The sequence below is a fragment of the Kitasatospora sp. SC0581 genome, assembly GCF_048159585.1.
Lineage (GTDB): Bacteria > Actinomycetota > Actinomycetes > Streptomycetales > Streptomycetaceae > Kitasatospora.
Genome location: NZ_JBLRWA010000002.1, coordinates 136,375 through 160,657, shown reverse-complemented (window position 1 = coordinate 160,657; position 24,283 = coordinate 136,375). Strand labels below are relative to the sequence as shown.

The window sequence follows — 24,283 nt, the reverse complement described above, 5'->3', positions numbered from 1 at the left end:
GGGGGTCAGCCCCCGACCGGCAGGGCCGACGCCCCCGCCAGGAACCGCCGGACGATCTCCTCCCCCGCCGTCACCCCCACCTCCGTCAGGGCGGTGACGCCGGGGGCCGTCCAGCCGCTGTCCGCGAGTTCGCCGTGCCCCGGGCGCCAGCCCGCGTCCGCCGCGAGCAGCAGGTCGGCGTCGAGCAGCGAGTCCCCGGCCGCCAGCACGGTGTCCGCGCCGCGGCGCCGGACGACCTCGGCCAGCGCGGCGCTCTTGGTGAGCGGCGCGGGCACCGCGTACACCTTGCGGCCCTGCAGGGAGACCGTCCAGCCGCGCTCGGCGCACCAGCCGGTCAGCTCCGCCAGCCAGCCCTCCGGCAGCGCGGCGCGCTCGACCACCAGGTAGGCGAACAGCTCGTCGGCGACCCGCCGCTTGTGCGTCCACTCCGGGTCGGCGCACAGGGCGAGCCGCCGGACGACCTCCTCCAGCGGGGCCGAGCCGGCGGCTATCCGCGCGGTGATCTCGGCCCGCCAGTCGAGGTCTGGCACGCCGTCCACCAGCAGTTGCCCGCCGTTGGCGCAGATCGCGTACGCGGGGACCCAGTCCGGCGTCGGGCCGGGCAGGTTGACCCGCCCGTACTGCTCCGGCGTGCGGGTGGTGGCCGGGACGAAGCAGGCCTCCCGGGCGAGTTCGGCGAGCAGCCCGGCGGCCCGCTCGGTCATGAAGGACAGCGGCCGCCCCTGGTACACCTCGACGCAGAGCAGCCTCGGCGCCAGCCGGTCGGGCCCGGCCAGGGCCATGGCCCGCTCGGAGTAGATCAGCGTCCGGTCGAGGTCGCTGGCCACCAGGACACCCATCAGGATTCCCTCCCCGTCGTCTCGGTCACGGTGCCCCCGTCGGCCACCGCGCGCCCGTCTCCCCCGGTCGCCCCGCGGCTGTAGCGGGGGTGGATCAGGCCGACGCAGGTGTACGGCAGGCCGTCCACCTCCTCGACCTCGACGCCGCGCTGGGCGGCGAGCAGCCGGACGTGGTCGAGGTCCGCCCCGGCGCCGCGCCGGGCGAGGATCCGCCAGGGGACGCGGCGCAGCAGCACCCGGGTGGTCTCGCCGACACCGGGCTTGACCAGGTTGACGTTGTCGATGCCGTACTCGGCGCTGATCCGCTCGACGGCGGCCCAGCCGGCCCGGTCGGGCTCCCGGTGCGGGTCGGCGGCGAGCCGGTCGGCGCCCTCGACCGCCGCGGCGCGGACCTCGCCGAAGCGGGCGGCCACCGCGTCCAGGAAGAGCGCCGAGACGTCGTTCCCGGCCAGGTCGTCGTAGTGCTTGGCGCCGTGGAAGTCGTCCGGCCCGATCAGCCCGGCGCGCAGCACGGTGCGCGAAACCAGCCCGGAGACCGTGGAGTTGAGGCAGGCGGACGGGATCAGGAAGTCGTCCCTGGTGCCGTACGTCCGCACGCAGCGGCCCGGGTCGGCGAGCACCGCGAGGTCCGGGTCGAAGCCGGTGCCGGCCAGCGCGTCGGCCAGTTCGCGGGTGATCGCGCCCTTGCCCGTCCAGCCGTCCACGAACACCACGTCCTGCGCCCGGTGGTGGGCCGCCAGGTACCGCAGTGCGACCGGGTCGATGCCGCGGCCGCGCACGATCGAGACCGCGTAGTGCGGCACCGACAGGCCGTGGGCGAAGGCCAGCCAGCGGCGGACCAGGATGCCGACGGGCGTACCGGCCCGGGCCAGCGAGGCCAGCACCAGCCCGGGGCCGCGCTCGCGCAGCAGCGTCTCGGCGACGGTGCCGACGGCGAGCGCGATCCGGCCGGCGGAGCCGCGCAGCGCCTGGTGGAACAGCTCCTGGTACTCGGGGCTGGGCTGGTACTCGACCGGCAGCGACTCGGCGTAGTGGGCGCCGCCGTTCTGGACGGCCTCCTCGCGCTCCTCGGTGGGGGCTTCGAGCGCGACCCCGGAGAGGTCCTTGAGCAGCCAGGCCACCTCCTCGGTGGGGTACGAGGAGAACGCCGGCCCGTACAGGGGCGCGGGCAACTCCGAAGAACCGGGCAACTTCGAAGACCCGGGCGGAGACAGGGGCGCGGCGAGCGGAGCGGGCACGACGGGCACCGGCCGGTGCGAGGGCAGCACGGCGAGCACCACCCGGTCGGTCACCCGCCGCAGCTGGCCGAGCAGCGCGTGCTCGCCCTCGTGCAGCGCAGGGGTGTCGGCCACGTCGTCCACCACCAGCACCACGGCGTCGAAGCGCCGCGCCGGGTCGCTGCCGGGGGCGACGTTGTACGCGTAGCGCTCGGACGAGCCGCCGTCCCGCGGGTCGTCGTGGGCGGGGAAGGCGAGCCGGGTGCGGATGGCGTAGCCGGGGTCGTCCACCGCCAGGACGGGCGAGCGGGTGGTGGTGGAGAACCGGACGCGGTCGCCGCCGAGCCGCTCGGCGAGGGCGTCGGCCAGGCGCAGCGGCGCGTACATCAGCTCCTCGAAGCCGAGCACCAGCACCCGCCGCGCACCGGCGGGCAGGGCCTCGGCGAGCTGCCCGGCCAGCCGGGGCAGTGCGGCGTCCAGCCGGGCGCGGTCGTGGGCGGTGAAGCCGTGCCGGCCGCCGTCCGGGAGCCCGGCGGGCCAGTCCAGTTCGACCCGGTCCAGCGGCGCGGGGCCGGCCGACGACGGCTCCCCGACCGGGGGCGCCGCGGCCGGCGCCGCCTCGGCGATCAGCCGCTCGGCCCGCGCCACGACGTCCTCCGGCAGCTCGACGCCGCCGCTCGCGGTGGCCACCAGGTCCAGCCGGACGCCGAGTTCGGCGGCGGCCTCATCGAGCCGTCGCCGGTCGGCCGCGGAGCGCAGGTCCACCAGGGCGACCACCACGTAGTGCCCGCGCGGGTGGCGGGCGTGCAGGTCGCGGATGGTGTTGAGCACCGTCCGTCCGGTCGAGAACTCGTCGTCCACCAGCACCAGCGGCCCGTCCCCGGCGAGGAGTCCGGGGTCGGCGGGGAGCAGCAGGTGCGAGGTGGCGTGCGAGTGCTCCTCCTCGAAGCCGCCGACCGGGTCCAGGCCGGGCACCGGCCGGCGGGTGGAGTGCAGGTAGGGGGCGTCCAGGCCGTCGGCGACGCTGTGGCCCAGGCCGGTGGCCGTCTCCGCGTAGCCGAGTACGACGGCCCGTGCGGCCGCCTCCGCGCCGAGCAGGTCGCGGACCCGGCGGCCGAGTTCGAGCCCGGCGCCGTGGACCACCGAGGGCCGCTGCGGCACGTGCTTGCCGAGCACGGTGGAGACCAGCAGGTGGGCGCGCTTGGGGTTCCCCGAGCGCAGCGCCAGGCCGACGAGTTCGGGGAGGCGCTCGGAGCCGGTCAGGGCGATCCCGGCCCGGTCGGCGACCCAACGGCCGGTCCACGTCTGCGGTGTTGCTGTCACTGCTGGTCCTGCCTTCGGTGGTGCGATGGTGCGTTCGTCGGTGCGTTCGTGGCCGGCGTTCACGGGTGCGTTCGTCATGTCCGTCGGTGCGTTCGTCGTGTCGGTCCGGGCGCCGTCAGCCGCACAGGCAGGCCGACAGCAGTTCGGCGAAGCTCACGTCCTCCCGGGCCACCCCGAACACCTCCGCCCGCAGCAGCACCCGCTCCGCCCAGGCCCGGTGCGGCCGGGCCTCGTTCATCTTGTTGGTGTACGCCGAGCGCAGTACCCCGCCGCCGTCCTGCTCCTGCCGGAGGATGTCGCGGGCGTCGCAGTACTCCTCGTGCGTGACCACGGAGAGGGCGTGCACGGCCGGTACGTGGCTGGGGTGGATGCAGGTCTTGCCGAGCAGGCCGTTGGCCCGGTCGAGTTCGACCTCCCGGATCAGCCCGTCCAGGTCGTGTTCGATGATCCGCCGGCGGACCTCCTCGCCGGAGGCCCGGAGCACCCCGGCCGCGGCCGGGACGGAGGCCCCGGCGAACGGGGTCCGGCGCAGCTGCGGCTTGAACATCCGCTCCTGCACCGGGAAGTACTCCCAGACCGGTCCGGTGACGGTGTACCCGGTGCCGTCCGCCCGGCCGAGCACGTTGACCACGTCCCCGATCACCGAGGCGACCAGCGCCACGTCGTACGCGGTGAGGTCGGGCGAGCGCCGCAGGCCGTACGCGGAGCAGAGGTCGGTGACCCCGAGCCGGACGGCGAGCACCCGTTCGCGGTGGGCGGCGAGCAGCTCGGCGATGCCGAACAGCTGCTCCCGCCTGGTCTCCAGGTGGGCGAGTTCGGGCGACTCCAGGACGGGCATGGCGAACAGCCGCCGCCCGGTCGCGGCCTCGGCGGCGGCCAGCGCGGCCAGGTACCCGCCGCCGTTCGCCGGGGTGAACTTCGGCAGCACGAAGCCGCTGAGCAGTTCGACGGCCGGGCCGAGACGCTCGGCCAGGTCGAGGATCTGGGCGGCGCTGCGGACCCTGATGAAGAGCAGGGGGTGGCTCTGTGCACAGTCGGTGAAATCCTTGACCAGGTCATTCAACTGCTCGACCAGGTTCCGCTCGCCCGCGTCCACCTCGTGGTCGGCGATCGCGTCCTCCAGGCAGAGCACCATCGACACCACGCCCCGACCAGCGAGTTTGCGGATGTCGGCGGCCAGGGCGGGCCTGGTGGCCGGGCTGTAGAGGGTGCCGCCGAGGGCGGTGGCGATCACCTCCGGCCCGCTCCGCGCGCTGAACGGGCGCGGCTGTTCCAGGAAGAGCCGGCCGCGTACGTCCTCGGCGAGGTGGCCGAAATGGCGCAAGGTGCTCTCCTCCAGGAAGTGGACCGGCCCCCGGCCCGTTGCCGACGACACCCTGGTCAACCGGCCGACCGGGCGCCAAGGTTCCCGGGCACGCCGCCGCCGGACGCCCCTCCGCCGAACCCCCGGAGACCTTTCGACCGCCCATCGTACGGACGGGATCCGGCCGGTCCCGGTTCCCCGGCACTGAACTCCCGGAACATCCCGGTCCACTTGGACGATCATGGGCGCATCGAGACCCCATCCCGGAAACGACGGCGGCAAACCTCGGAAAGCGCAAGTCTTGGCAAAGTCCGACTCCGCGCGGACCGGTCCGGTCACGTTGTCCGAAGGGGTGGCGAACAGGCAGGATGGTCGGCTATGACGCACGTGATGGCCAAGGGCGCCAACATCGCACTGCCGGCGGCGGCGGTCCGCGCCGTGCTGCGCTGGAGCGCCACGCCCGGTGCGCCGGACGTGGACGCGTCCGCGCTGCTGCTCGGCGCCTCCGGAAAGGTCCGCTCGGACGCCGACTTCGTCTTCTACAACCAGCCCCGCCACCCCTCCGGCCTGGTCCGCCACCTGCCCAAGCAGCAGACCTCCGGCGGCGCCGAGATCATCGACACGGTCGAGGTCGAACTGGGCAAGCTGCCCGCCGAGGTGGACCGCGTGGTGCTGGCCGGCTCCTCCGAGGGCGGGCCGTTCCGCGCCGTGCCGGGGCTGCGCCTGCTGCTCTTCGACGCCACGGCCGGCGAGGGCGTCCCCGCACTCGCCGAGTTCGCGATCGACGACGCCGAGAACGTCACCGCCCTGGTCGCGGGCGAGCTGTACCGCCGGTCCGGGGCCTGGAAGTTCCGGGCGATCGGCCAGGGCTACACCTCCGGGCTGATCGGCCTCGCCACCGACTTCGGCATCACCGTGGACGACGAGGCGGAGGCCGACCAGGCCCTCGGCGCCGCCCCCGCCCCGTCCGGCCCGTCCGGCGCGTTCGACCCGCGCAGCACCCCGCTGCCGGACCCGCGCTCGACCACCCCCGAGCCGGGCACCTTCACCCTGGCCCCGGCCGTCCCGCAGTCACCGCCCACCCCGGCCCCGGCCACCGCACCGGCCCCGGCCACCGCCGCGAACGCCTCGCCCGCGCCGGCGACCCCGCCGCCGCCCACCGCCCCGCCGACCGTGCCCCCGCCGCCCACCGCTCCCCCGAGCAACCGACCCGGCACCGGCTACGGCTACCCCCAGCAGCCCGGCACGGGGTACGGCTACCCCCAGCAGCAGCCCGCACCGCCGCAGCAGCCCACCGGCGGCTACGGCTACCCGCAACCGGGCACCGGCCAGCAGCCCTACCAGCAGCAGCCGGGCGGTTACGGGTACCCCCAGCAGAACCAGCCCGCGCCGCCGCAGCAGCGCCCCGCCGGCTACGGCTACCCGCAGCCCGGCACCGGCCAGCAGCCGCCCGTCCCGCCGCAGCCGCCGACGGCCCAGCCCCCGGCGCCCACCGGCGAGGAGTTCGCGCTGCCCCCGCAGGGCCCGCAGTTCCAGCCCCGCTGACACCCCCGGCGGGGCCGCCGGACGACCCCGGCCCCGCCGCGCGCACCGCCCTCCGCCGTGGAACCGCCGCGCCCGCCGGCGTCAGTCGCCCTTGTACCCGCGCTGCCACTGCATCCCGAACCCGTACAGCCGGTCGATGTCCGCCTGGAACCCGTTGACGTACCGCACCTCGCGCCGCACCGTCAGCTGGTTGTCCCCCGCGTTCTCGATCAGCACCACCGCGCAGGAGCGCGCCGCCCGGGCCCGCTCCTCCAGCTTGATCTCGATCCGCGGCCCGGTCTGCGGCACGATCGTCACCACCGCGTGCGACTGCTCGAAGGCCGGCGTGCCGTCGTAGATGTAGACGAAGATCAGCAGCCGCTTGAACTTGTCCTTCTTCTCCAGGTTGACGTACATCGTCTCGCCGGACGGCGCCCCGTACTGGTCGTCGCCGCTGAGCTTGATGTACGGCGCGTTCTGGAGGTCGCCGAAGAGCCCGCCGAGCGGCTGCACCACGCCGGTGCTCCCGTCGGAGAGCTCGTACATGCAGGCCAGGTCGAGGTCGACGTTCATCGGCTCGCTGTTCTGCGGCGAGTCCGGGTCCTGCGGCCGCAGGATCCGCGGGCTGAAGAACCGCTTGACGGACTCCCGGGCGCTCGGCCGGCGGGAGCCCCCGGCGCTCATCGTCCAGTGCAGGTTGACGTAGAGGTAGCCGGTGGTGGCGGCCGACCCGGTGATCGCGTGCTGCGGAGTCGACTTGGTGAGTATGACCTTGTGCTGACCGCCGGGGTTGTCGAAGGTGTAGCTCTTGTCCCCGCGCAGGTACTCCCAGATCGAGACCATGCCGTCCTCTCCCCCTGCTCCCGCCAGGCGTTCTGACGGTCCGCCGACCAATGATCGGGCATCGGCCCGGCCGTCGGATACCCCGTCCACCCCTCCCCTATCCAACCGGCGGGTCGATTGGCAGGAGGAAGCCGCCCTCCCGTAACATGCCGCCCCTTCGGACGCGATATCGTCTAGCCGCACAGGCGTCCCGTCCGCCCCTGCGCGGGTGCGGCGGGCATGCCGTGCGGCGACGAACCGACCGTCAGGCGGTGCCCGTACAGCGGGCCCTGACCACCTGTGTCGCGCTGTGATCCTGTCCCCTGCGGAAACCCGAGGCCCGACCCGCAATGAACCTGACCTCCATACAGCTGGTCTGGACCGTCATCGGCGGCGCAGCCCTGCTGTTCGTCGCCGTCCTGCTGGCGACGCTGCGTTTCAAGAGCTCGAAGAAGGACGAGTCCGGCGACTCCTGGGAGCGCAGCGAGGAGCGCCGCCGGCGCAAGGAGATGATCTACGGCATCTCCTCGTACACGCTGCTGTTCTGCTGCGCCGGCGTCGCCGCGGCCCTCTCCTTCCACGGCCTGGTCGGCTTCGGCAAGGAGAACCTGGGCCTGTCCGGCGGCTGGGAGTACCTCGTCCCGTTCGGCCTGGACGGCGCCGCGATGTTCTGCTCGGTGCTCGCCGTCCGCGAGGCCAGCCACGGTGACGCCGCGCTCGGCTCGCGCCTGCTGGTCTGGGTGTTCGCGATCGCCTCGGCCTGGTTCAACTGGGTGCACGCCCCGCGCGGCGTGTCGCACGACGGCGCCCCGCAGTTCTTCTCCGGCATGTCGATCTCGGCGGCGATCCTGTTCGACCGCGCGCTGAAGCAGACCCGCAAGGCCGCGCTGCGCGAGCAGGGCCTGGTGCCGCGCCCGCTGCCGCAGATCCGCATCGTCCGCTGGCTGCGCGCCCCGCGCGAGACCTACGCGGCCTGGTCGCTGATGCTGCTGGAGAACGTCCGCAGCCTGGACGAGGCGGTCGAGGAGGTGCGCGAGGAGCGTCAGGCGAAGCTGGACGCCAAGGCCCGCGCCCGCACCGCCGACCGCCGCGAGCGGGCCGAGCTGAAGGCCATCTCGCGCCAGGGCGGCATGCTCGCCCGGGGCCGCGGCGGCCGCCAGGTTCCCGCCCTCACGGCTGCCGGAGACGGCCCGAGCGCTACGGAGCCTGCCCTAGCCGCGGAAACCGACGCCACCACCTCGACCTCCCCGGCCTCCTCGTACGCGGACTCGCACCGGTCCGCCGACTCCTTCGAGCCGGCCGCCCTGGACGCCGGCCGCCGGCCGCGCGCCGCCGTCGGCTCCTCGTACGCGTCCTCCTCGTACGCGTCCTCCGGCACCGGGTCGTCCCGCAGCGACTCGACCATCGACCTGACGGCCGACGACGACACCCTGTCGATGCCGAAGCTGGACTCGCTGGAGCGCAAGCTGCGCGCGATCGAGCAGCAGCTCGGCTGACCGGGCGTCCCCCGGGGACAACCAGGAAGCACGGGAAAGGCCGCCCCCGGGAGACCCCGGGGGCGGCCTTTCCGCTTGTCCTGCGGACCGCGTGGGCGGCTACTTGCCGCTGCCCACCAGCTCCGGTTCCTCGTCCTCGCCGGCGCCCTCGCGCCGGTTGCGCAGGATCGACGAGCCGAGTGCCAGTCCGATGAAGGCGACGCCGATCAGGCCGGTGACGATCTCCGGGATGTGGAACTTGATGCCGACCAGCAGGATCGCCGCCAGCGCGCCGATCGCGTAGTGCGCGCCGTGCTCCAGGTAGACGTAGTCGTCCAGGGTGCCCTTGCGGACCAGGAAGACGGTCAGCGAGCGGATGTACATCGCGCCGATGCCGAGGCCCAGGGTGATCTGGAAGATGTCGCTGGAGATGGCGAACGCGCCGACCACGCCGTCGAAGGAGAACGAGGCGTCCAGGACCTCCAGGTAGAGGAAGAGGAAGAACGCGGCCTTGCCGCCGACCTGCATGATCGACTTGCCGGACTTCTCCGCCTCCTCCTCGCGCTCCTCCTCGGCCTCCAGGCCGGATTCGAAGATCGACGAGAGGCCGTTGACCGCGAGGTAGGTCACCAGGCCGAGGACACCGGCGAGCAGAACGGTTTCCGCGTGCTCCCCGGCGAAGAAGTTGGAGGCCAGCAGCAGGGCGACCAGGGCGACGACGGTGGAGAAGGCCTCCAGCTTGCCGACCTTCTCCAGCGGGCGCTCGATCCAGGACAGCCAGTTGTAGTCCTTCTCCCCGAGGATGAAGTCGAGGAAGATCATCAGCAGGAAGACGCCGCCGAAGGCCGCGATGGCCGGGTTGGCCGCCTCCAGGTACTGGCCGTAGGTGAGGCCGTCGTGGGTCTTGTCGGAGTGCAGCGCCAGGTCGATGACCGTCGTGGGGTTGAGCTTCGCGGTGAGGCCGACGACCAGCAGCGGGAAGACCAGGCGCATGCCGAAGACCGCGATGAGCACACCGACGGTCAGGAAGATCTTCTGCCAGTACGGGTTCATCCGCTTCAACACCGTGGCGTTGACCACCGCGTTGTCGAACGACAGGGAGATCTCCAGGATGGAGAGGATCAGCACGATGCCGAAGCCTTGGGCTCCCCAGAGCAGTCCGGCCGCGACCAGGCCGATGGCGGTGATCGCGAGCGACCAGCCGAATGTGCGGAGGAACACGGGAGTTGGCTACCTTTCGGGTTTTGGCCGTGCCGGGGTCGGCCTCGTACCCGAGACGCCCTGACCGGGCCGGGCCCGGTCAGGCCACCCCCGCACTGCCCTCTGTTCTCATGATCGGGTCGGGTGCGATAAGTCCGATTTCCGCCCTTACTGTACGTTCACGCCGAAGTCGAGCGCGATGCCACGCAGGCCGGAGGCGTACCCCTGGCCCACTGCGCGGAACTTCCACTCGCCCGCGTAGCGGTACAGCTCGCCGAAGATCATCGCGGTCTCGCTGGACGCGTCCTCGGACAGGTCGTACCGGGCGATCTCCTGGCCGTCGACCGAGTTGACGACCCGGATGTAGGCGTTGCGGACCTGACCGAAGTTCTGGAGCCGCGCCTCGGCCTCGTAGATCGAGACCGCGAAGATCACCTTGTCGGCCTGCACCGGGACGAGGTCCAGGTTGACCTCGACCACCTCGTCGTCACCCGTGTCGTCGCCGCCGGTGAGGTTGTCGCCCTGGTGCTCCACCGAGCCCTCGGGGCTCTTGAGGTTGTTGTAGAAGACGAAGTACTCGTCACCGAGCACTCGCCCGCCACCGCAGATCAGGGCGCTCGCGTCGAGGTCGAACGGGGCGCCCGTGGTTGAACGGGCGGACCAGCCGAGGCCGATCCGAACCTGCGTCAGGTTCGGCGCGGCCTTGGTGAGCGAGACGTTGCCACCCTTGGCAAGCGTGACCACCATGACGTTCTTCCTCCCTTGCTTCTCCCGGGGCGCCATCCAGGTGTAGTCCCCCGCGGCCCCGGCCGACCGGCTTTGGTCGGCTGAACTTCCTGAACTCACATCCTCGCAGCGCCGCGGACCAGCACGGCACCGGGTCGGACGAAGCCGGGGCGGCCCCGGACCACGGAGGTCTGGGGCCGCCCCGGGAGAACGGCGCGCAGCCCGCGCCGCAGGGCGCCGGCGACGGCTCAGACGTTGACGCCGAAGTCCTGCGCGATGCCGCGCAGGCCGGAGGCGTAGCCCTGGCCGATGGCGCGGAACTTCCACTCGCTGCCGTTGCGGTACAGCTCGCCGAAGACCATCGCGGTCTCGGTGGAGGCGTCCTCGGAGAGGTCGTAGCGGGCCAGCTCCGAGTTGTCGGCCTGGTTCACCACGCGGATGAACGCGTTGCGCACCTGGCCGAAGTTCTGGCTGCGGGTCTCGGCGTCGTAGATCGACACCGGGAAGACGATCTTCTCCACGTCCGCCGGGACGCCGGCCAGGTTGACCTTGATCGCCTCGTCGTCGCCCTCGCCCTCGCCGGTCAGGTTGTCACCGGTGTGCTCGACCGAGCCGTCCGGGCTCTTCAGGTTGTTGAAGAACACGAAGTTGCCGTCCGAGGCGACCTTGCCCTGGGCGTTGCACAGCAGGGCGCTGGCGTCCAGGTCGAAGTCCGCACCGGTGGTGGTCCGGACGTCCCAGCCCAGGCCGACGACCACGGCCGTGAGGCCGGGTGCCTCCTTGGTGAGCGAGACGTTGCCGCCCTTGCTGAGGCTGACTCCCACTAGTCCTCCAAGAATCGGGAGGCACGTCCAGTGGTGCCCCCGGTGGTGCGGTCCGGGGCGGCGGGAGGCCGATCGGCCCCCGCGTCCCACCCCGCCAACGGCCCGAGCGTAGTACGGGGTTCCCGCCCGCACCCCTGATCAGGCCGGACACGGCCCCACGGCACCCGGCCGGCGGGCGCCGAAGGGGCCCGGCGGGCGCGCCCGGGACGCGTCCGGGGCCCCCGGCGGGGGCCTCAGAGCGCCGCGAGCACCTTCAGGTACTCCTGCTCGTCCCGGGCGTCCGGGAGGCCGTTGACGACGCTCCAGCGCACCGCGCCGGCGGTGTCGACCACGAAGGTGCCGCGCAGCGGGCAGCCCCGCTCCTCGTCGAGGACGCCGTACGCGCGGGCGACCTCGCCGTGCGGCCAGAAGTCGGCCAGCAGCGGGAACTCCAGGCCCTCCCGGTCGGCGAAGACCCGCTGGGAGAACTGGGAGTCGCAGGAGAGCCCGAGCACCTGCACGGTGTCGTTCTGCAGGCCCGCCAGCTCCCGCTGGATCGCGCCCAGCTCGCCGGTGCAGACGCCGGTGAAGGCGAACGGGTAGAAGACCAGGACGACGTTCTTCCGGCCGCGGAAGTCGGAGAGCCGGACGGACTCGCCGTGCTGGTTGCGGAGCTCGAAGTCCGGAGCCTGGGTGCCGACCTCGATGGCCATGAACGGGACCTTTCTGACGCGAGCGCGCCGCGCGGCGGGCGCGGCAGGCCACATCCTCGCATTCGTTTACGGCCGTTCCGCCGAACGGATGAGGCGGGCGGCCGCGGCCCGCCGCGTTCGCCGTCCGCGAACGGGCCGGTCCGGAGCGCCGGCCGGGCCCCGGGCGGGCGGCGGGCATGCAGCGGGCCCCGCCGGAGGGGGTTCCTCCGGCGGGGCCCGGTGCGGGGACTTCAGAGCCCGCTCAGCGCTTTCCGCCGCTCTGCTTCGCCGTGGACTTGGTCGCGAGCCGGGTGGCCGCCCAGTCCTTGACGATGTTGATCGAGCTGGTCTGGGAGAGACCGGCGGTCTTGGCCGAGTCGTTGATGTCGGACGCCTCGATGTGGCCGTCCCGCCCGGTCTTGGGCGTCATCAGCCAGATGAGGCCGCCCTCCGCCAGGTACTCCAGCGCGTCGACGAGGGCGTCGGTGAGGTCCCCGTCGTCGTCGCGGTGCCACAGCAGGACGGCGTCGGCGACGTCGTCGTAGTCCTCGTCGACGAGATCCGTCCCGGTGAGCTCCTCGATGCCTTCGCGGAGGTCCTGGTCAGTGTCTTCGTCGTACCCCAGCTCCTGGATGATCTGGCCCTCTTCGAAGCCGAGACGGGTCGCCGGGTTGGACTTGTCCGCGGGGTCCGCGGTCGCGCTCACGGGAATAACCTCCAGTATTCGGCTCGGCATCCATGCCGAGGCTGTGGCCGTAGTCCACACGGGCGCGGCGGTTCGCGCAAGTACCCGACCCCCGATCCCCTCCAAAGGTTGACGTGTCGCACCGGAACACGCCGTGGGACGTGTCGGGAATCACACCGATTTGCCCTTTTCTGCATGGTCCGAGGATGCTTCGGGTGGTCCCGGCCCACAGGCCGTACGTGTGCCCGAGATGCGAACGGCATTCGGGGTCCGCGCGTGCGCGGGCGTAGAGTCTCCTGTTGGCCCTCACCCCGGCCGCCCGCCATCGGGCGGACGGGACACCAGGTCGGACCACCTCTTTTCGTAACACCCGGGGGTGTGCGGAGCGGACGGAGACGCCCGCACCGCGCACCACCAGACCGGACCGCCCACCGGGCGCGACGGTTACCGATCGGTAGAGATGACGGATCTCCGAGCGCGGTAGCACGATGGAGGCGGCGCGACACACCTCAGTTTCGACCGACAGTGAAGGAACAGCGTGGCTTCCGGATCCGATCGCAACCCGATCATCATTGGCGGCCTTCCGAGTCAGGTCCCGGACTTCGATCCCGAGGAGACCGCGGAATGGCTGGAGTCGCTCGATGCGGCCATCGACGAGCGGGGGCGTGAGCGTGCCCGTTACCTGATGCTGCGGCTGATCGAGCGCGCCCGCGAGAAGCGTGTCGCCGTGCCCGAGATGCGCAGCACGGACTACGTCAACACCATCGCGACCAAGGACGAGCCGTTCTTCCCCGGCAACGAGGAGATCGAGCGGAAGATCCTCAACGCGACCCGGTGGAACGCGGCCGTCATGGTCTCCCGGGCGCAGCGCCCCGGCATCGGCGTCGGTGGCCACATCGCCACCTTCGCCTCCTCCGCGTCGCTCTACGACGTCGGCTTCAACTACTTCTTCCGCGGCAAGGACGCCGAGGGCGAGTCGGGCGACCAGATCTTCTTCCAGGGTCACGCCTCCCCCGGCATCTACGCCCGCGCCTTCCTGCTGGACCGGCTCACCGAGCAGCAGCTCGACGCCTTCCGCCAGGAGAAGTCGAAGGCCCCGTACGGCCTCTCCAGCTACCCGCACCCGCGGCTGATGCCGGACTTCTGGGAGTTCCCGACCGTCTCGATGGGCCTCGGCCCGCTCGGCGCGATCTACCAGGCGCGGATGAACCGCTACCTGGAGCACCGCGGCATCAAGGACACCTCGGACTCGCAGGTCTACGCCTTCCTCGGCGACGGCGAGATGGACGAGCCCGAGTCGCTCGGCCAGCTCTCGCTGGCCGCCCGCGAGGGCCTGGACAACCTGACCTTCGTGGTCAACTGCAACCTGCAGCGCCTGGACGGCCCGGTCCGCGGCAACGGCAAGATCATCCAGGAGCTGGAGTCCCAGTTCCGGGGCGCCGGCTGGAACGTGATCAAGCTGGTCTGGGACCGCTCCTGGGACCCGCTGCTCGCGCAGGACCGCGACGGCGTCCTGGTCAACAAGCTGAACACCACGGTGGACGGCCAGTTCCAGACCTACGCCACCGAGACCGGCCAGTACATCCGCGAGCACTTCTTCGGCGGCGACCTGCGCCTGCGCGCCATGGTCGAGAACATGACCGACCAGCAGATCCAGCACCTGGGTCGCGGCGGCCACGACCACAAGAAGATCTACGCGGCGTTCAAGGCGGCCCGCGAGCACAAGGGCCAGCCGACGGTCATCCTGGCGCAGACGGTCAAGGGCTGGACGCTGGGCCCCAACTTCGAGGGCCGCAACGCCACCCACCAGATGAAGAAGCTGACGGTCGAGGACCTGAAGCGCTTCCGCGACCGGCTGCACCTGCCGATCACCGACAAGCAGCTGGACGAGGGCTACCCGCCCTACTACCACCCGGGCCGCGACTCGGAGGAGATCCAGTACATGCACGACCGCCGGGAGGAGCTCGGCGGCTACGTGCCGACCCGCAAGGTCCGCCCGCGGAAGCTGGAGCTGCCCGGCGACGACGCCTACAAGGCGGTCAAGAAGGGCTCCGGCAACCAGACCATCGCCACCACCATGGCGTTCGTCCGGGTGCTCAAGGACCTCATGCGGGACAAGGGCATCGGCAACCGCTTCGTGCCGATCGCGCCGGACGAGTACCGCACCTTCGGCATGGACTCGCTCTTCCCGTCGGCGAAGATCTACAACCCGCTCGGCCAGACCTACGAGTCGGTCGACCGGGACCTGCTCCTCGCCTACAAGGAGTCGCCGACCGGCCAGATGCTGCACGACGGCATCTCCGAGGCCGGCTGCACCGCCTCGCTGATCGCCGCCGGCTCGTCCTACGCCACCCACGGCGAGCCGCTGATCCCGGTGTACGTCTTCTACTCGATGTTCGGGTTCCAGCGCACCGGCGACCAGTTCTGGCAGATGGCCGACCAGCTGGCCCGCGGCTTCGTGATCGGCGCCACCGCCGGCCGCACCACGCTGACCGGTGAGGGCCTGCAGCACGCCGACGGCCACTCGCACCTGCTGGCCTCGACCAACCCCGGCGTCGTCGCGTACGACCCGGCGTACGGCTTCGAGATCGCGCACATCGTCCAGGACGGTCTGCGGCGGATGTACGGCTCCAGCGCCGAGCACCCGCACGGCGAGGACGTGTTCTACTACATGACCGTCTACAACGAGCCGATCAAGATGCCGGCCGAGCCGGAGAACGTGGACGTCGAGGGCATCCTCAAGGGTCTGCACAGGTACGCGCCGGGCACCGCGGGCCAGATCCCGGCCCAGATCCTCGCCTCCGGCGTGGCCGTGCCGTGGGCCCTGGAGGCCCAGCGCATCCTCGCCGAGGAGTGGAACGTCAAGGCCGACGTCTGGTCCGCGACCTCCTGGAACGAGCTGCGCCGCGACGCGGTGGAGGCCGAGGAGTTCAACCTGCTGCACCCCGAGGAGCAGCAGCGCGTGCCGTACGTCACGCAGAAGCTCCAGGGTGCCGAGGGCCCGGTCGTCGCGGTGTCCGACTGGATGCGCGCGGTGCCGGACCAGATCGCCCGCTGGGTGCCGGGTCAGTACCAGTCGCTGGGCGCCGACGGCTTCGGCTTCGCCGACACCCGTGGCGCGGCCCGTCGCTTCTTCCACATCGACGCGCAGTCGGTCGTCCTGGGCGTGCTCACCGAGCTCGCCAAGCAGGGCAAGATCGACCGCTCGGCGCTGAAGGACGCGATCGACCGCTACCAGCTGCTCGACGTGACCGCGGCCGACCCGGGCGCCGCCGGCGGCGACGCCTGACCGGCCGGTAGGCCCTGAGGCACCGAGGGGCCGGACCTCCCGCACGGGGGGTCCGGCCCTTCGCCGTCCGTCGTGTTCTTGCCCCTCACACCGGTGTGAGGTCCTAGGCTCGGCGTCATGACCGACGAGACGAGGCCCGGGCCCTCCGGGCGGCACCCCGAACCCGCCGACGGCGCGGGCGAGTTCAACCGGAACGTGATCGCGGAGTTCCGCACCCGGCAGGGGGCCGTCGGCGGCCCGCTCGCCGACGCGCCGGTCCTCCTGCTCACCGTGGTCGGCGCCCGCAGCGGCGAGCCGCGCACCACTCCCCTGGTCTACCTTCCGGACGGCGGGCGGCTGGTGGTCTTCGCCTCCAACGGCGGCAGCGAGCAGGACCCGCTCTGGTACCGCAACCTGGTGGCCCACCCCGAGGTGACCGTCGAGGTCGGCGCCGAGCGCTACCCGGCCCTGGCGGCACCGGTCGACCCGGCCGAGCACGACGCGCTCTGGGCCCGTCAGATCGCCGCCCAGCCCCAGTTCGCCGGCTACCGCACCACCGCCAGGACCGTCCCGCTGGTGGCCCTCAGCCGCGCCTGACGCACAGGGGCGCCCGCCGCCCGGGCACCACGACGGCCCCGGACTCCGAGGAGTCCGGGGCCGTGGCGTGCGGCGGGGCCGTGGGGCCGTCAGATGTGCACGGACGGGCCCGCGTCGGTGGTGCCGCGGCGGGTGAGCAGGCCGAGCGCGGCGGCGGCGAGGGCCACCACCGAGGCCACCGCGAAGGCGAGCGACATGCCGCTCACGAAGGACTCGTGGACGGCGCCGGCCATCGCGTCCACCGCCTGCTGCGGGGTGCCGGCCGGGGCCGGCGGGGCGATGCCGAGCTGGGCGGCCTGCTTGAGGCCCTCGCCCGCCGCGCCCTCGACCGGCGGCAGCCCGGCCCCGGCCCAGTTGCCCGGCAGCACGTCGCCGACCTTGGCGGCCATCAGCGCGCCCAGCACCGCGGTGCCGAGGCTGCCGCCGACCTGCATCGCGGCCTGCTGGAGGCCGCCGGCCACGCCGGAGAGCTCCAGCGGGGCGTTGCCGACGATCACCTCGGTGGCGCCCACCATGACGGGGCTGATGCCGAGGCCCATCAGGACGAACCAGAGCGACATCACGCCGTTGCCGGAGCCGGTGTCCAGGGTGGACATGCCGTACATCGCGATGGTGGTGATCAGCATCCCGGCCACGATCGGGATGCGCGGGCCCAGCTTCCCGATCGCCAGGCCGGCCAGCGGCGAGCCGACGATCATCATGCCGGTCATCGGCAGCAGGTGGACGCCGGCGTCGACCGGCTTCATCCCGTGCACGTTCTGCAAGTAGAAGGTCACGAAGAAGATCGCGCCGAAGAACGCGAAGGCCATCAGCGCCATCAGCAGCACGCCCGCCGACAGCGGCACCGAGCGGAACAGGCCGAGCGGCACCAGCGGCTCGCGGGCCTTGCCCTGCCAGAGCGCGAACAGCACCATCAGGACCACCGCGCCGCCCAGGAACAGCAGCGTCCGCCCGTCGCCCCAGCCCCACTCGGGGGCCTTGATGATGCCGAAGACCAGCGCGAACATCCCCACCGAGAGCAGCGCGATGCCGGGCAGGTCGAAGGACTTGGCGGCCTTCTCGGCGCGGACGTCCCGCAGGATCCACAGGCCCAGCGCCAGCGCGATCAGGCCGACCGGGACGTTGATGAAGAACACCGACTCCCAGTTGACGTGCTCGACCAGCAGGCCGCCGACGATCGGGCCGGCCGCGGTGGAGGCGCCGATCACGCCGCCCCAGATGCCGATCGCCATGTTGAGCCGCTCGGCCGGGAAGGCCCCGCGCAGCAGGCCGAGCGCGGCCGGCTGGAGCAGCGCGCCGAACAGGCCCTGGAGCACCCGGAAGGCGATCACGGTCTGGATGTTGCCGGCGAAGCCGATCGCGGCCGAGGTCACGGCGAAGCCCACCGCGCCGACCAGGAAGGTGGCCTTGTGGCCGAAGCGGTCGCCGATCTTGCCGGCGGTGACCAGGAAGACCGCCAGGGCCAGCAGGTAGCCGCTGGTGACCCACTGGATCTCGGCGGGCGCCGCGTGCAGCTTCTCCTGGATCACCGGGTTGGCGATGGCGACGATCGTGCCGTCCAGCGCGACCATCATGACGCCGACCGCGACGGTCAGCAGGGTCAGCCAGGGGTGCCCCTTGAGGCCGCCCCCCGACGGCGGGTTCGGCGGCGGCGGTGCGTCCGCCTCGGAGTTCTTCACGACGGACTGGCTCATCAGGGCCCTCCGGGGGCGTGGCTGGGGTGCAGGACGTGGTCGTGGCGCCCCGGCCCACCCGTCCCCACAGGTGCCCCGGCCCGACGGGCGCCACCTCGGCAGATTATGTCAGCCGCTGACATTCGGCAAACAGTGACTTCTGGCCATAACTGACATTTGTCAGAGCGCTAGGATCGTGCTCCCACCGCCGTACCCAGCCCTCCGGAAGGCCCCTGCTCATGGCCGCTCACACCCCCCGCACCACCGCCGCCCCGGAGGGCCCCGGGCGCACGCCCGGACTGCGCGAGCGCAAGAAGCAGCAGACCCGGTACGCCCTGATCCAGGCCGCCCACGTGCTCTTCCTCCGGCAGGGCTTCGCCCGGACGACCGTCGACGAGATCGCCTCCGCCGTCGACGTCTCCCAGCGCACCTTCTTCCGCTACTTCGCCAACAAGGACGAGGTCGCGCTCGCCGTGATGGCCGTGGCCGAGGACTACTTCATGGAGTGCCTGCGCCACCGCCCGGCCGAGGAGACCCCGCTCCAGGCCCTGCGCGCCTCGATCGTCAAGGCCTGGCACGACCTCGGCAGCGAGGAGGCCGCCGGCCCCGGCTCGATCCACAGCGCCCTCGAACTCATGCGGATGATCGAGGAGACGCCCCCGCTGCTCGCCGCCCACCTGCGGCGGGTCAACGAGCAGGAGCGGCTGGTCGTCCGGGTGCTCGCCGAACGCGAGGGCCTGGACCCGGCCGAGGACCTGCGCCCGGCCGTGCTCGCCGCCGTCTTCGGCGGACTGCTGCGCCTGGCCCACCTCTCCTGGAGCGCCGAGCACGAGCCGGCCGGCCCCGAGGGCATGGTCGCGGTGATCGAGCGTCACTTCGACCAGCTCGGCCCGGCCCTGGCCGGCCACTGGCACGACCGCGCGTAGTACCCGGCCGCGCACCCGCGTCATACCGGGGTATCACCCGGTACCCCGGTAGCACCCGGAAAATCGGGCTCCGGTGCGACGCCCGGCGGGGCCCCGCCCTCCTAGGCTGGCGCGCGATGAAGAACCTCACCGCCGCCGACCTCCGCCCGCACGCCCTGCGCCTGCTGGGCACCTTCCGACACCACCTGACCACCCCGAGCGGCGGCCACACCCCGCTGCTCGGAACGTCGCCCCGGCGCTGGGTGCGCCGGCTGCCGTACGCCGTCGTCCTGATCATGCTGTCCTCGCTGATCCCCGCCGGGATCGCCACCCTGGTCGGCTTCTTCGGCCTGGTGCTCCCGGTGGCCGGCGCGCTCACCGTCGCCCAGACGGTGCCGCTGCTGCTCGCCATCACCCGGCCGCTGGCCGCCTGGTGGATCAGCGCGGGCACCCTGGTCGCCACCGCCACCATCACCGCCCGGTACGACCAGGACGGCGGCACCTGGCCGTGGACCGCGCCGATGATCCTCTCGTACCTCTTCCTGCTGATCGCCCTGGCGCTGCGGGAGAGCCGGGCCACCCTGCTCTCGGTCTGGCTCGCCACCATCGCGCTCACCGCGCTCACCACCACGCTCGGCCTGCCCCGCTCCGGCGACGGCACCACCATGCTGCTGATCGCGCTCAGCGGCGCCGTGCTGCTGCTCGGCTGGGCCGTCCGGGACCGCGCCGAGGCGCGCCGGCTGCTCAGCGAGCAGGAGCAGATCAGCGAGGTCGAACGTGAACGCCGCACCCTGCTGGAGGAACGCGCCCGGATCGCACGGGAGTTGCACGACGTGGTCGCGCACCACATGTCGGTCATCGCGGTGCAGGCCGCCAGCGCGCCGTACCGGATCACCGGGGTGCCGGACGAGGCCGCCGAGGAGTTCACCGCGATAGCCGGCACCGCCCGCGAGTCGCTGGCCGAGATGCGCCGGCTGCTCGGCGTGCTGCGCAGCGAGGAGTCCGGCGGGGAGCGGGCCCCGCAGCCCGGGGTGGGCCAACTCGCCCAGCTGGTCGAGACGGTGGGCCGGGCCGGGGTACCGGCCGAACTGACGGTGGAACCGGGCCTGGTGGACCTGCTGGACCAGGCACCGCAGGCCGTCGGCCTGTCCGCCTACCGGATCGTGCAGGAGGCGCTGGCCAACGTGGTGCGGCACGCCCCCGGCGCGCGGGCCTGGGTGTCGCTGAGCACGGACGGCCCGGCGCTGCTGGTGACGGTGGTCAACGCGCCCCCGCCGCAGCGCACCGAGTCGCTGGAGGCCTCGGTCGAGGGCACCGGGCAGGGGCTGGTCGGAATGCGTGAACGCGTCCGGCTGGTCGATGGCAGGCTGGACACCGGCCCGCTGCCGGACGGCGGCTTCAAGGTGGCCGCCGTCCTGCCCGTCGACCGCCCCGACACCGACACCCCCCAGGAGACCACCGCATGACCATCCGCGTGATCATCGTCGACGACCAGGCCATGGTGCGCGCGGGCTTCGCGGCCCTGCTCAACGCCCAGAGCGACATCGACGTGGTGGGGGACGCGGCGGACGGCGCCCAGGCCCTGGAGGTCAACGGCCGCACCCACCCGGACCTGGTGCTGATGGACGTCCGGATGCCCGTCATGGACGGCCTGGAGGCGGCCCGGCGGCTGCTCGAACCGGCCGTGCCGGGCGCCCACCGGCCCAAGGTGCTGATGCTGACCACCTTCGACGTGGACGACTACGTGTACGAGGCGCTGCGCGCCGGGGCCAGCGGCTTCCTGCTCAAGGACGCCCCGCCGGCCGACCTGATCGCCGCGGTCCGGGTGGTCGCGGCCGGCGAGGCGCTGCTCGCCCCCTCGGTGACCCGCCGGCTGATCGAGGACTTCGCCCGCACCCGCCCGGCCAGGCGCCGCGACCCCAAGGTGCGGCTCAACGGCCTGACCCCGCGCGAGACCGAGGTGCTGGAGCTGATCGCCCGCGGCCTGTCCAACCAGGAGATAGCCGCCGGGCTGGTGCTCGCCGAGCAGACCGTCAAGACCCACATCGGGCGCATCCTCGCCAAGCTCGGCCTGCACAACCGCGCCCAGGCGGTGATCCTGGCCTACGAGTCCGGCCTGGTGACACCGGGTCAGTAACCGGCAGCTGTTCGCCCTCTCCTCTGATACCCGGGTAGCACCCGGGAGTTGGCCCCGCGGTGTGACGTCCGCGGGGCCGTCGCATTCCTACCTTCCTCCTCGTCGGAAGCCGAACCGAGTCGGCGGCCGAACGGACGAGGAAGGAGCAGGGACATGCGCAGGTTTCGAGCCGGGCGGGCGATCGCCGGCGCCGCGGTGGCAGTGGCGATCATGCTCGGCGCGGGCGGCTGGGCCGCCGACACCCAGACCCCGGTCACCGGCCCGCCGCCCGGCAGCGCCGCGTGGACGGCCGACACCTCGCTCGGCCTGCGGCTGCCCGACCCGGCCACCACCGAACCGGCCCGGGTCGCCGCGTTCTTCGCCGGGCTGGACCCGGCCCGGCAGGACGCCCTGACCGCCCGGTACCCGCTGGTGGTCGGCAACCTGGACGGCGCCCCGGTCGCCCTCCGGTACCGGGCCAACGCCCTGGCCCTGACCGCCGAGCGCACCCGCGAACTCGCCCGGGCCGCCGACCCCGCCCTCACCCCGCAGGACCACGAGGCCGCCCGCACCCGCGCCGAGCGCTACCGCGCCCTGCTGGACGGCGGCCGGCGGATCCTCGCCTTCGACCCGCGCGGCCGCGGCCAGGTCGCCGAGGTGTACGGCGACCTCGCCACCGCCCGCCGCACCGCCGTGATCGTCCCCGGCTCCGACACCGACCTGCTCCGCTTCGACCGCGCCGGCGACCCGTACGGCACCCCGGCCGGCATGGCCCGGGCGCTCCTGGACGCCACCGGCGGACGGACCGCCGTGATCGCCTGGGCCGGCTACACCACCCCGCTCGGCCTCGGCCTGGACGCCGCCACCGAGGACCTGGCCCGGGCCGGCGCCCCTCGCCTCACCCGGCTGCTCGACGGACTCGCCGTCGCCACCCGCCCGCAGGACCCGCCCACCGTGTTCTGCCACAGCTACGGCTCGGTGGTCTGCGGCCTGGCCCGCCCCACCCCCGCACAGGCCTCCGGCGTGGTGGTGCTCGGCTCGCCCGGCATGGGCGTCGGCTCGGCCGCCGACCTCGACCCGGGCGTCCCGCTCTGGGCCACCGCCCGCAACGACTCCGACTGGATCGGCGACGTGCCCAAGGTCCGGCTGTTCGGCCTCGGCCACGGCGCCGACCCGACCGCCCCCGGCTTCGGCGCCCGCCCGCTGCCCGCCGCCGGATCCCACGGCCACACCGGCTACTTCGCCCCCGGCACCGCCTCCCTCGCCGCCTACGCCGCCGTCGCCCTCGGCCGCGCCTGACCCGCCCGCACCGGAAGGAGCACCACCATGGCCGACACCCTCGCCGCCCCGCCCCGTACCCCCCGAGCGCTCGCCGCCGGACCGCTCACCGCCCTGCGCCGCGCCGCCGCGCGGGTCGACGCGAAGACCCCGGCCGACCGCGACCGCGCCCTGGACGGGCTGCGCGCCCTCGCCCTGCTCGCCGTACCGGTCGGCCACTGGATGCTCGGCGGCTTCACCCGCTCCCCCGACGGCGCCCTGCACAACGCCAGCCCGCTCTCCACCCTCGGCTTCTTCGCCCCGCTCAGCTGGGTGCTCCAGATGCTCGGGGTGTTCTTCCTGGTCGGCGGCCACTCCTCGGTCCGCTCGCTGGAGCGGGCCCGGGCCAAGGGCGTCACGTACGGCGGCTGGCTGCGGGCCCGTGCGGTCCGGCTGCTGCGCCCGGTGCTCGGGGTGGCGGCCGTCTGGGCGGCGCTGATCCCGCTGCTGCCCGCGCTCGGCGTCCCCGAGGACACCGTGCGCACCGGCGCCACCCTGGTGGTGCAGCCGCTCTGGTACATCGGGGTCTACCTGGGGCTGACGGCCCTCACCCCGCTCTGCGTGGCCGCCGGGCGCCGGCTGGGCGGCTGGTCGGCGGGCCTGCTGGTGGCCTCGGTCGCCGCCGTCGACCTGCTGCGGTACGGGCCGTGGGCCGGGTCGGTGCCGTCCTGGGTCGCGCTGCTGAACATCCTGCCGGGCTGGCTGTTCGGCTACCAGCTGGGCGTGCTCTGGGCGCAGGGCCGGCTCGGCCGCCCGACGGCCCGGGTGCTGCTGCTCGGCGGCGGCGCGCTGTTCGCCGCGCTGCTGCTGGTCTTCCACTACCCGGCCAGCATGGTCGGCGTGCCCGGGGCGGAGCGGACCAACTCGCACCCGCCGTCCCTGCTGGTGCTCGCCCTGGCGGCGTTCCAGTGCGGCGCCGCGGTGCTGCTGCGGGAGCGGCTGGGCCGGCTGCTGACCGGCCGTCCGCTGCTCTGGCTGCCGGTCGTGGTGGTCAACCTGTCGGCGATGACGATCTTCTGCTGGCACCAGAGCGCGATGCTCGCGGTGGCGGTGCCCGGCGCGGCCGCCCTGGGCGCCGTCCCGGGGCTGAGCACGGCGCCGGACTCGCTCGGCTGGGTGCTCGCCCGGCTGGCGCTGCTGCCGCTGTTCGGCGCCGTGCTGGTGGCGGTCGGCTGGTTCACCCGCCGGTTCGACGGCCCGTGGACGGCCTTCTCCCGGGGCGGCAAGGCGGTGGCCGGGGCCGCGGCGGCGCTGTTCGCGGCGTACGCGCTGGGCATGGTGTGACGGTCCGCCGGGTGCGGCCTGTCCGAACGGCGGGGCGCACCACCGTCGCTGGGGCGTGGACCGGTCGGTCCGCGCCCCAGCGGCCGTCGCCCACCGCCCCCGGTGCGCCGTGCCGCGCGCCGGGGGCGCACTGTCAGTGCCCTGCCCTACCCTGCCGCCATGGTGACGTTCGACGAGTTCCGCACGATGGCCCTGGCCCTGCCGGAGGCCGCCCAGGAACCGACCTGGGACATCGAGACGCTGCGGGTGCGCGGCCGGATCTTCGCGATGGGCGCGCCCGACGGGGACCGCGTCACCGTCAAGGCCTCCCCCGAGGACCAGGCCGAACTGCTCGCCGCCGAGCCCGAGGTGTTCTCCTCCGCCCCGTACGTCGGCCGGCACGGCTGGGTGAGCGTCCGGCTGGACCGGGTGGACGGGGACGAGCTGCGCGACCTGGTCACCGAGGCCTGGCGGCGGACGGCGCCGAAGCGCCTGGTCCGCGCGTTCGACGAATCCGGGGTCTGAGCGCGCCCCT

The 24,283-nt window shown here is 73.1% G+C and carries 20 protein-coding genes; 10 read left to right on the top strand and 10 right to left on the bottom strand.

The window, feature by feature from the left end:
- Positions 1 to 5 precede the first annotated feature (5 nt).
- From ACLWS4_RS03825 to ACLWS4_RS03815, 3 genes are read right to left on the bottom strand one after another with little or no spacing between them, the layout of a single operon-like run.
- Positions 6 to 839 carry an HAD family hydrolase gene (locus tag ACLWS4_RS03825; RefSeq protein ID WP_416873351.1) on the bottom strand — a complete coding sequence of 278 codons (834 nt, stop codon included), beginning with the start codon at positions 837 to 839 and terminating at the stop codon, positions 6 to 8.
- On the bottom strand, positions 839 to 3,457 hold the full coding sequence (locus ACLWS4_RS03820) for a phosphoribosyltransferase (RefSeq protein WP_416873350.1): 2,619 nt from the start codon (positions 3,455 to 3,457) through the stop codon (positions 839 to 841). Before ACLWS4_RS03820 ends, ACLWS4_RS03825 begins: the two co-directional genes overlap by 1 nt.
- A gap of 37 nt (positions 3,458 to 3,494) precedes the next feature.
- On the bottom strand, positions 3,495 to 4,703 hold the full coding sequence (locus ACLWS4_RS03815; protein WP_416873349.1) for an HpcH/HpaI aldolase/citrate lyase family protein: 1,209 nt from the start codon (positions 4,701 to 4,703) through the stop codon (positions 3,495 to 3,497).
- 357 nt (positions 4,704 to 5,060) lie between these two features.
- On the opposite strand from ACLWS4_RS03815, the gene ACLWS4_RS03810 reads away from it, so the two are divergent.
- Complete coding sequence (locus ACLWS4_RS03810; RefSeq protein WP_416873348.1) at positions 5,061 to 6,227, top strand: TerD family protein; 1,167 nt, start codon at positions 5,061 to 5,063, stop codon at positions 6,225 to 6,227.
- An 81-nt stretch (positions 6,228 to 6,308) separates the two neighbouring features.
- On the opposite strand, the gene ACLWS4_RS03805 is transcribed toward ACLWS4_RS03810, so the two are convergent.
- Positions 6,309 to 7,049: a Tellurium resistance gene (locus ACLWS4_RS03805; RefSeq protein WP_049652604.1), complete on the bottom strand. Its 741-nt coding sequence runs from the start codon at positions 7,047 to 7,049 to the stop codon at positions 6,309 to 6,311.
- A gap of 329 nt (positions 7,050 to 7,378) precedes the next feature.
- Here ACLWS4_RS03805 and ACLWS4_RS03800 point away from each other — a divergent pair, with 329 nt between their 5' ends.
- Complete coding sequence (locus ACLWS4_RS03800) at positions 7,379 to 8,524, top strand: DUF2637 domain-containing protein (RefSeq protein ID WP_049652606.1); 1,146 nt, start codon at positions 7,379 to 7,381, stop codon at positions 8,522 to 8,524.
- Between the two features lie 99 nt (positions 8,525 to 8,623).
- On the opposite strand, the gene ACLWS4_RS03795 is transcribed toward ACLWS4_RS03800, so the two are convergent.
- The 5 genes from ACLWS4_RS03795 to ACLWS4_RS03775 form a co-directional block, all read right to left on the bottom strand.
- Positions 8,624 to 9,724: a DUF475 domain-containing protein gene (locus ACLWS4_RS03795; RefSeq protein WP_049652607.1), complete on the bottom strand. Its 1,101-nt coding sequence runs from the start codon at positions 9,722 to 9,724 to the stop codon at positions 8,624 to 8,626.
- A 147-nt stretch (positions 9,725 to 9,871) separates the two neighbouring features.
- Positions 9,872 to 10,450 carry a TerD family protein gene (locus ACLWS4_RS03790; RefSeq protein ID WP_049652609.1) on the bottom strand — a complete coding sequence of 193 codons (579 nt, stop codon included), beginning with the start codon at positions 10,448 to 10,450 and terminating at the stop codon, positions 9,872 to 9,874.
- A gap of 227 nt (positions 10,451 to 10,677) precedes the next feature.
- Positions 10,678 to 11,253, bottom strand: a complete 576-nt coding sequence (locus ACLWS4_RS03785; RefSeq protein WP_074000774.1) for a TerD family protein — start codon at positions 11,251 to 11,253, stop codon at positions 10,678 to 10,680.
- A 233-nt stretch (positions 11,254 to 11,486) separates the two neighbouring features.
- A complete protein-coding gene (locus ACLWS4_RS03780; protein ID WP_074000773.1) occupies positions 11,487 to 11,945 on the bottom strand; it encodes a peroxiredoxin in 459 nt (152 codons plus the stop codon).
- A 241-nt stretch (positions 11,946 to 12,186) separates the two neighbouring features.
- Positions 12,187 to 12,630, bottom strand: coding sequence for a DUF3052 domain-containing protein (locus ACLWS4_RS03775; protein ID WP_049652614.1), 444 nt, complete (start codon positions 12,628 to 12,630; stop codon positions 12,187 to 12,189).
- 517 nt (positions 12,631 to 13,147) lie between these two features.
- Between ACLWS4_RS03775 and aceE the strand changes: the two genes are divergently transcribed.
- The gene (gene aceE, locus ACLWS4_RS03770; protein WP_074000772.1) at positions 13,148 to 15,898 is read left to right on the top strand and encodes a pyruvate dehydrogenase (acetyl-transferring), homodimeric type; all 2,751 of its coding nucleotides are present in this window, start codon (positions 13,148 to 13,150) and stop codon (positions 15,896 to 15,898) included.
- 117 nt (positions 15,899 to 16,015) lie between these two features.
- Positions 16,016 to 16,474, top strand: a complete 459-nt coding sequence (locus ACLWS4_RS03765; RefSeq protein WP_079271734.1) for a nitroreductase/quinone reductase family protein — start codon at positions 16,016 to 16,018, stop codon at positions 16,472 to 16,474.
- Between the two features lie 89 nt (positions 16,475 to 16,563).
- On the opposite strand, the gene ACLWS4_RS03760 is transcribed toward ACLWS4_RS03765, so the two are convergent.
- The gene (locus ACLWS4_RS03760; RefSeq protein WP_416873548.1) at positions 16,564 to 18,153 is read right to left on the bottom strand and encodes an MFS transporter; all 1,590 of its coding nucleotides are present in this window, start codon (positions 18,151 to 18,153) and stop codon (positions 16,564 to 16,566) included.
- A 233-nt stretch (positions 18,154 to 18,386) separates the two neighbouring features.
- Between ACLWS4_RS03760 and ACLWS4_RS03755 the strand changes: the two genes are divergently transcribed.
- The 6 genes from ACLWS4_RS03755 to ACLWS4_RS03730 all read left to right on the top strand — a co-directional run bounded on the left by ACLWS4_RS03755 (position 18,387) and on the right by ACLWS4_RS03730 (position 24,273).
- On the top strand, positions 18,387 to 19,073 hold the full coding sequence (locus ACLWS4_RS03755; protein WP_049652623.1) for a TetR/AcrR family transcriptional regulator: 687 nt from the start codon (positions 18,387 to 18,389) through the stop codon (positions 19,071 to 19,073).
- A 116-nt stretch (positions 19,074 to 19,189) separates the two neighbouring features.
- Positions 19,190 to 20,518 carry a sensor histidine kinase gene (locus tag ACLWS4_RS03750; protein ID WP_117487556.1) on the top strand — a complete coding sequence of 443 codons (1,329 nt, stop codon included), beginning with the start codon at positions 19,190 to 19,192 and terminating at the stop codon, positions 20,516 to 20,518.
- Positions 20,515 to 21,189, top strand: a complete 675-nt coding sequence (locus ACLWS4_RS03745; RefSeq protein ID WP_049652627.1) for a response regulator — start codon at positions 20,515 to 20,517, stop codon at positions 21,187 to 21,189. The genes ACLWS4_RS03750 and ACLWS4_RS03745 overlap by 4 nt, the downstream gene beginning before the upstream one ends.
- Positions 21,190 to 21,342: 153 nt before the next feature.
- Positions 21,343 to 22,467, top strand: a complete 1,125-nt coding sequence (locus ACLWS4_RS03740; RefSeq protein WP_416873347.1) for an alpha/beta hydrolase — start codon at positions 21,343 to 21,345, stop codon at positions 22,465 to 22,467.
- 27 nt (positions 22,468 to 22,494) lie between these two features.
- Entirely contained in the window at positions 22,495 to 23,769 is a 1,275-nt protein-coding gene (locus ACLWS4_RS03735; protein WP_380742954.1) for an acyltransferase family protein, read from the top strand.
- A 159-nt stretch (positions 23,770 to 23,928) separates the two neighbouring features.
- Complete coding sequence (locus ACLWS4_RS03730) at positions 23,929 to 24,273, top strand: MmcQ/YjbR family DNA-binding protein (RefSeq protein ID WP_049652633.1); 345 nt, start codon at positions 23,929 to 23,931, stop codon at positions 24,271 to 24,273.
- The last annotated feature ends 10 nt before the right edge of the window (positions 24,274 to 24,283 follow it).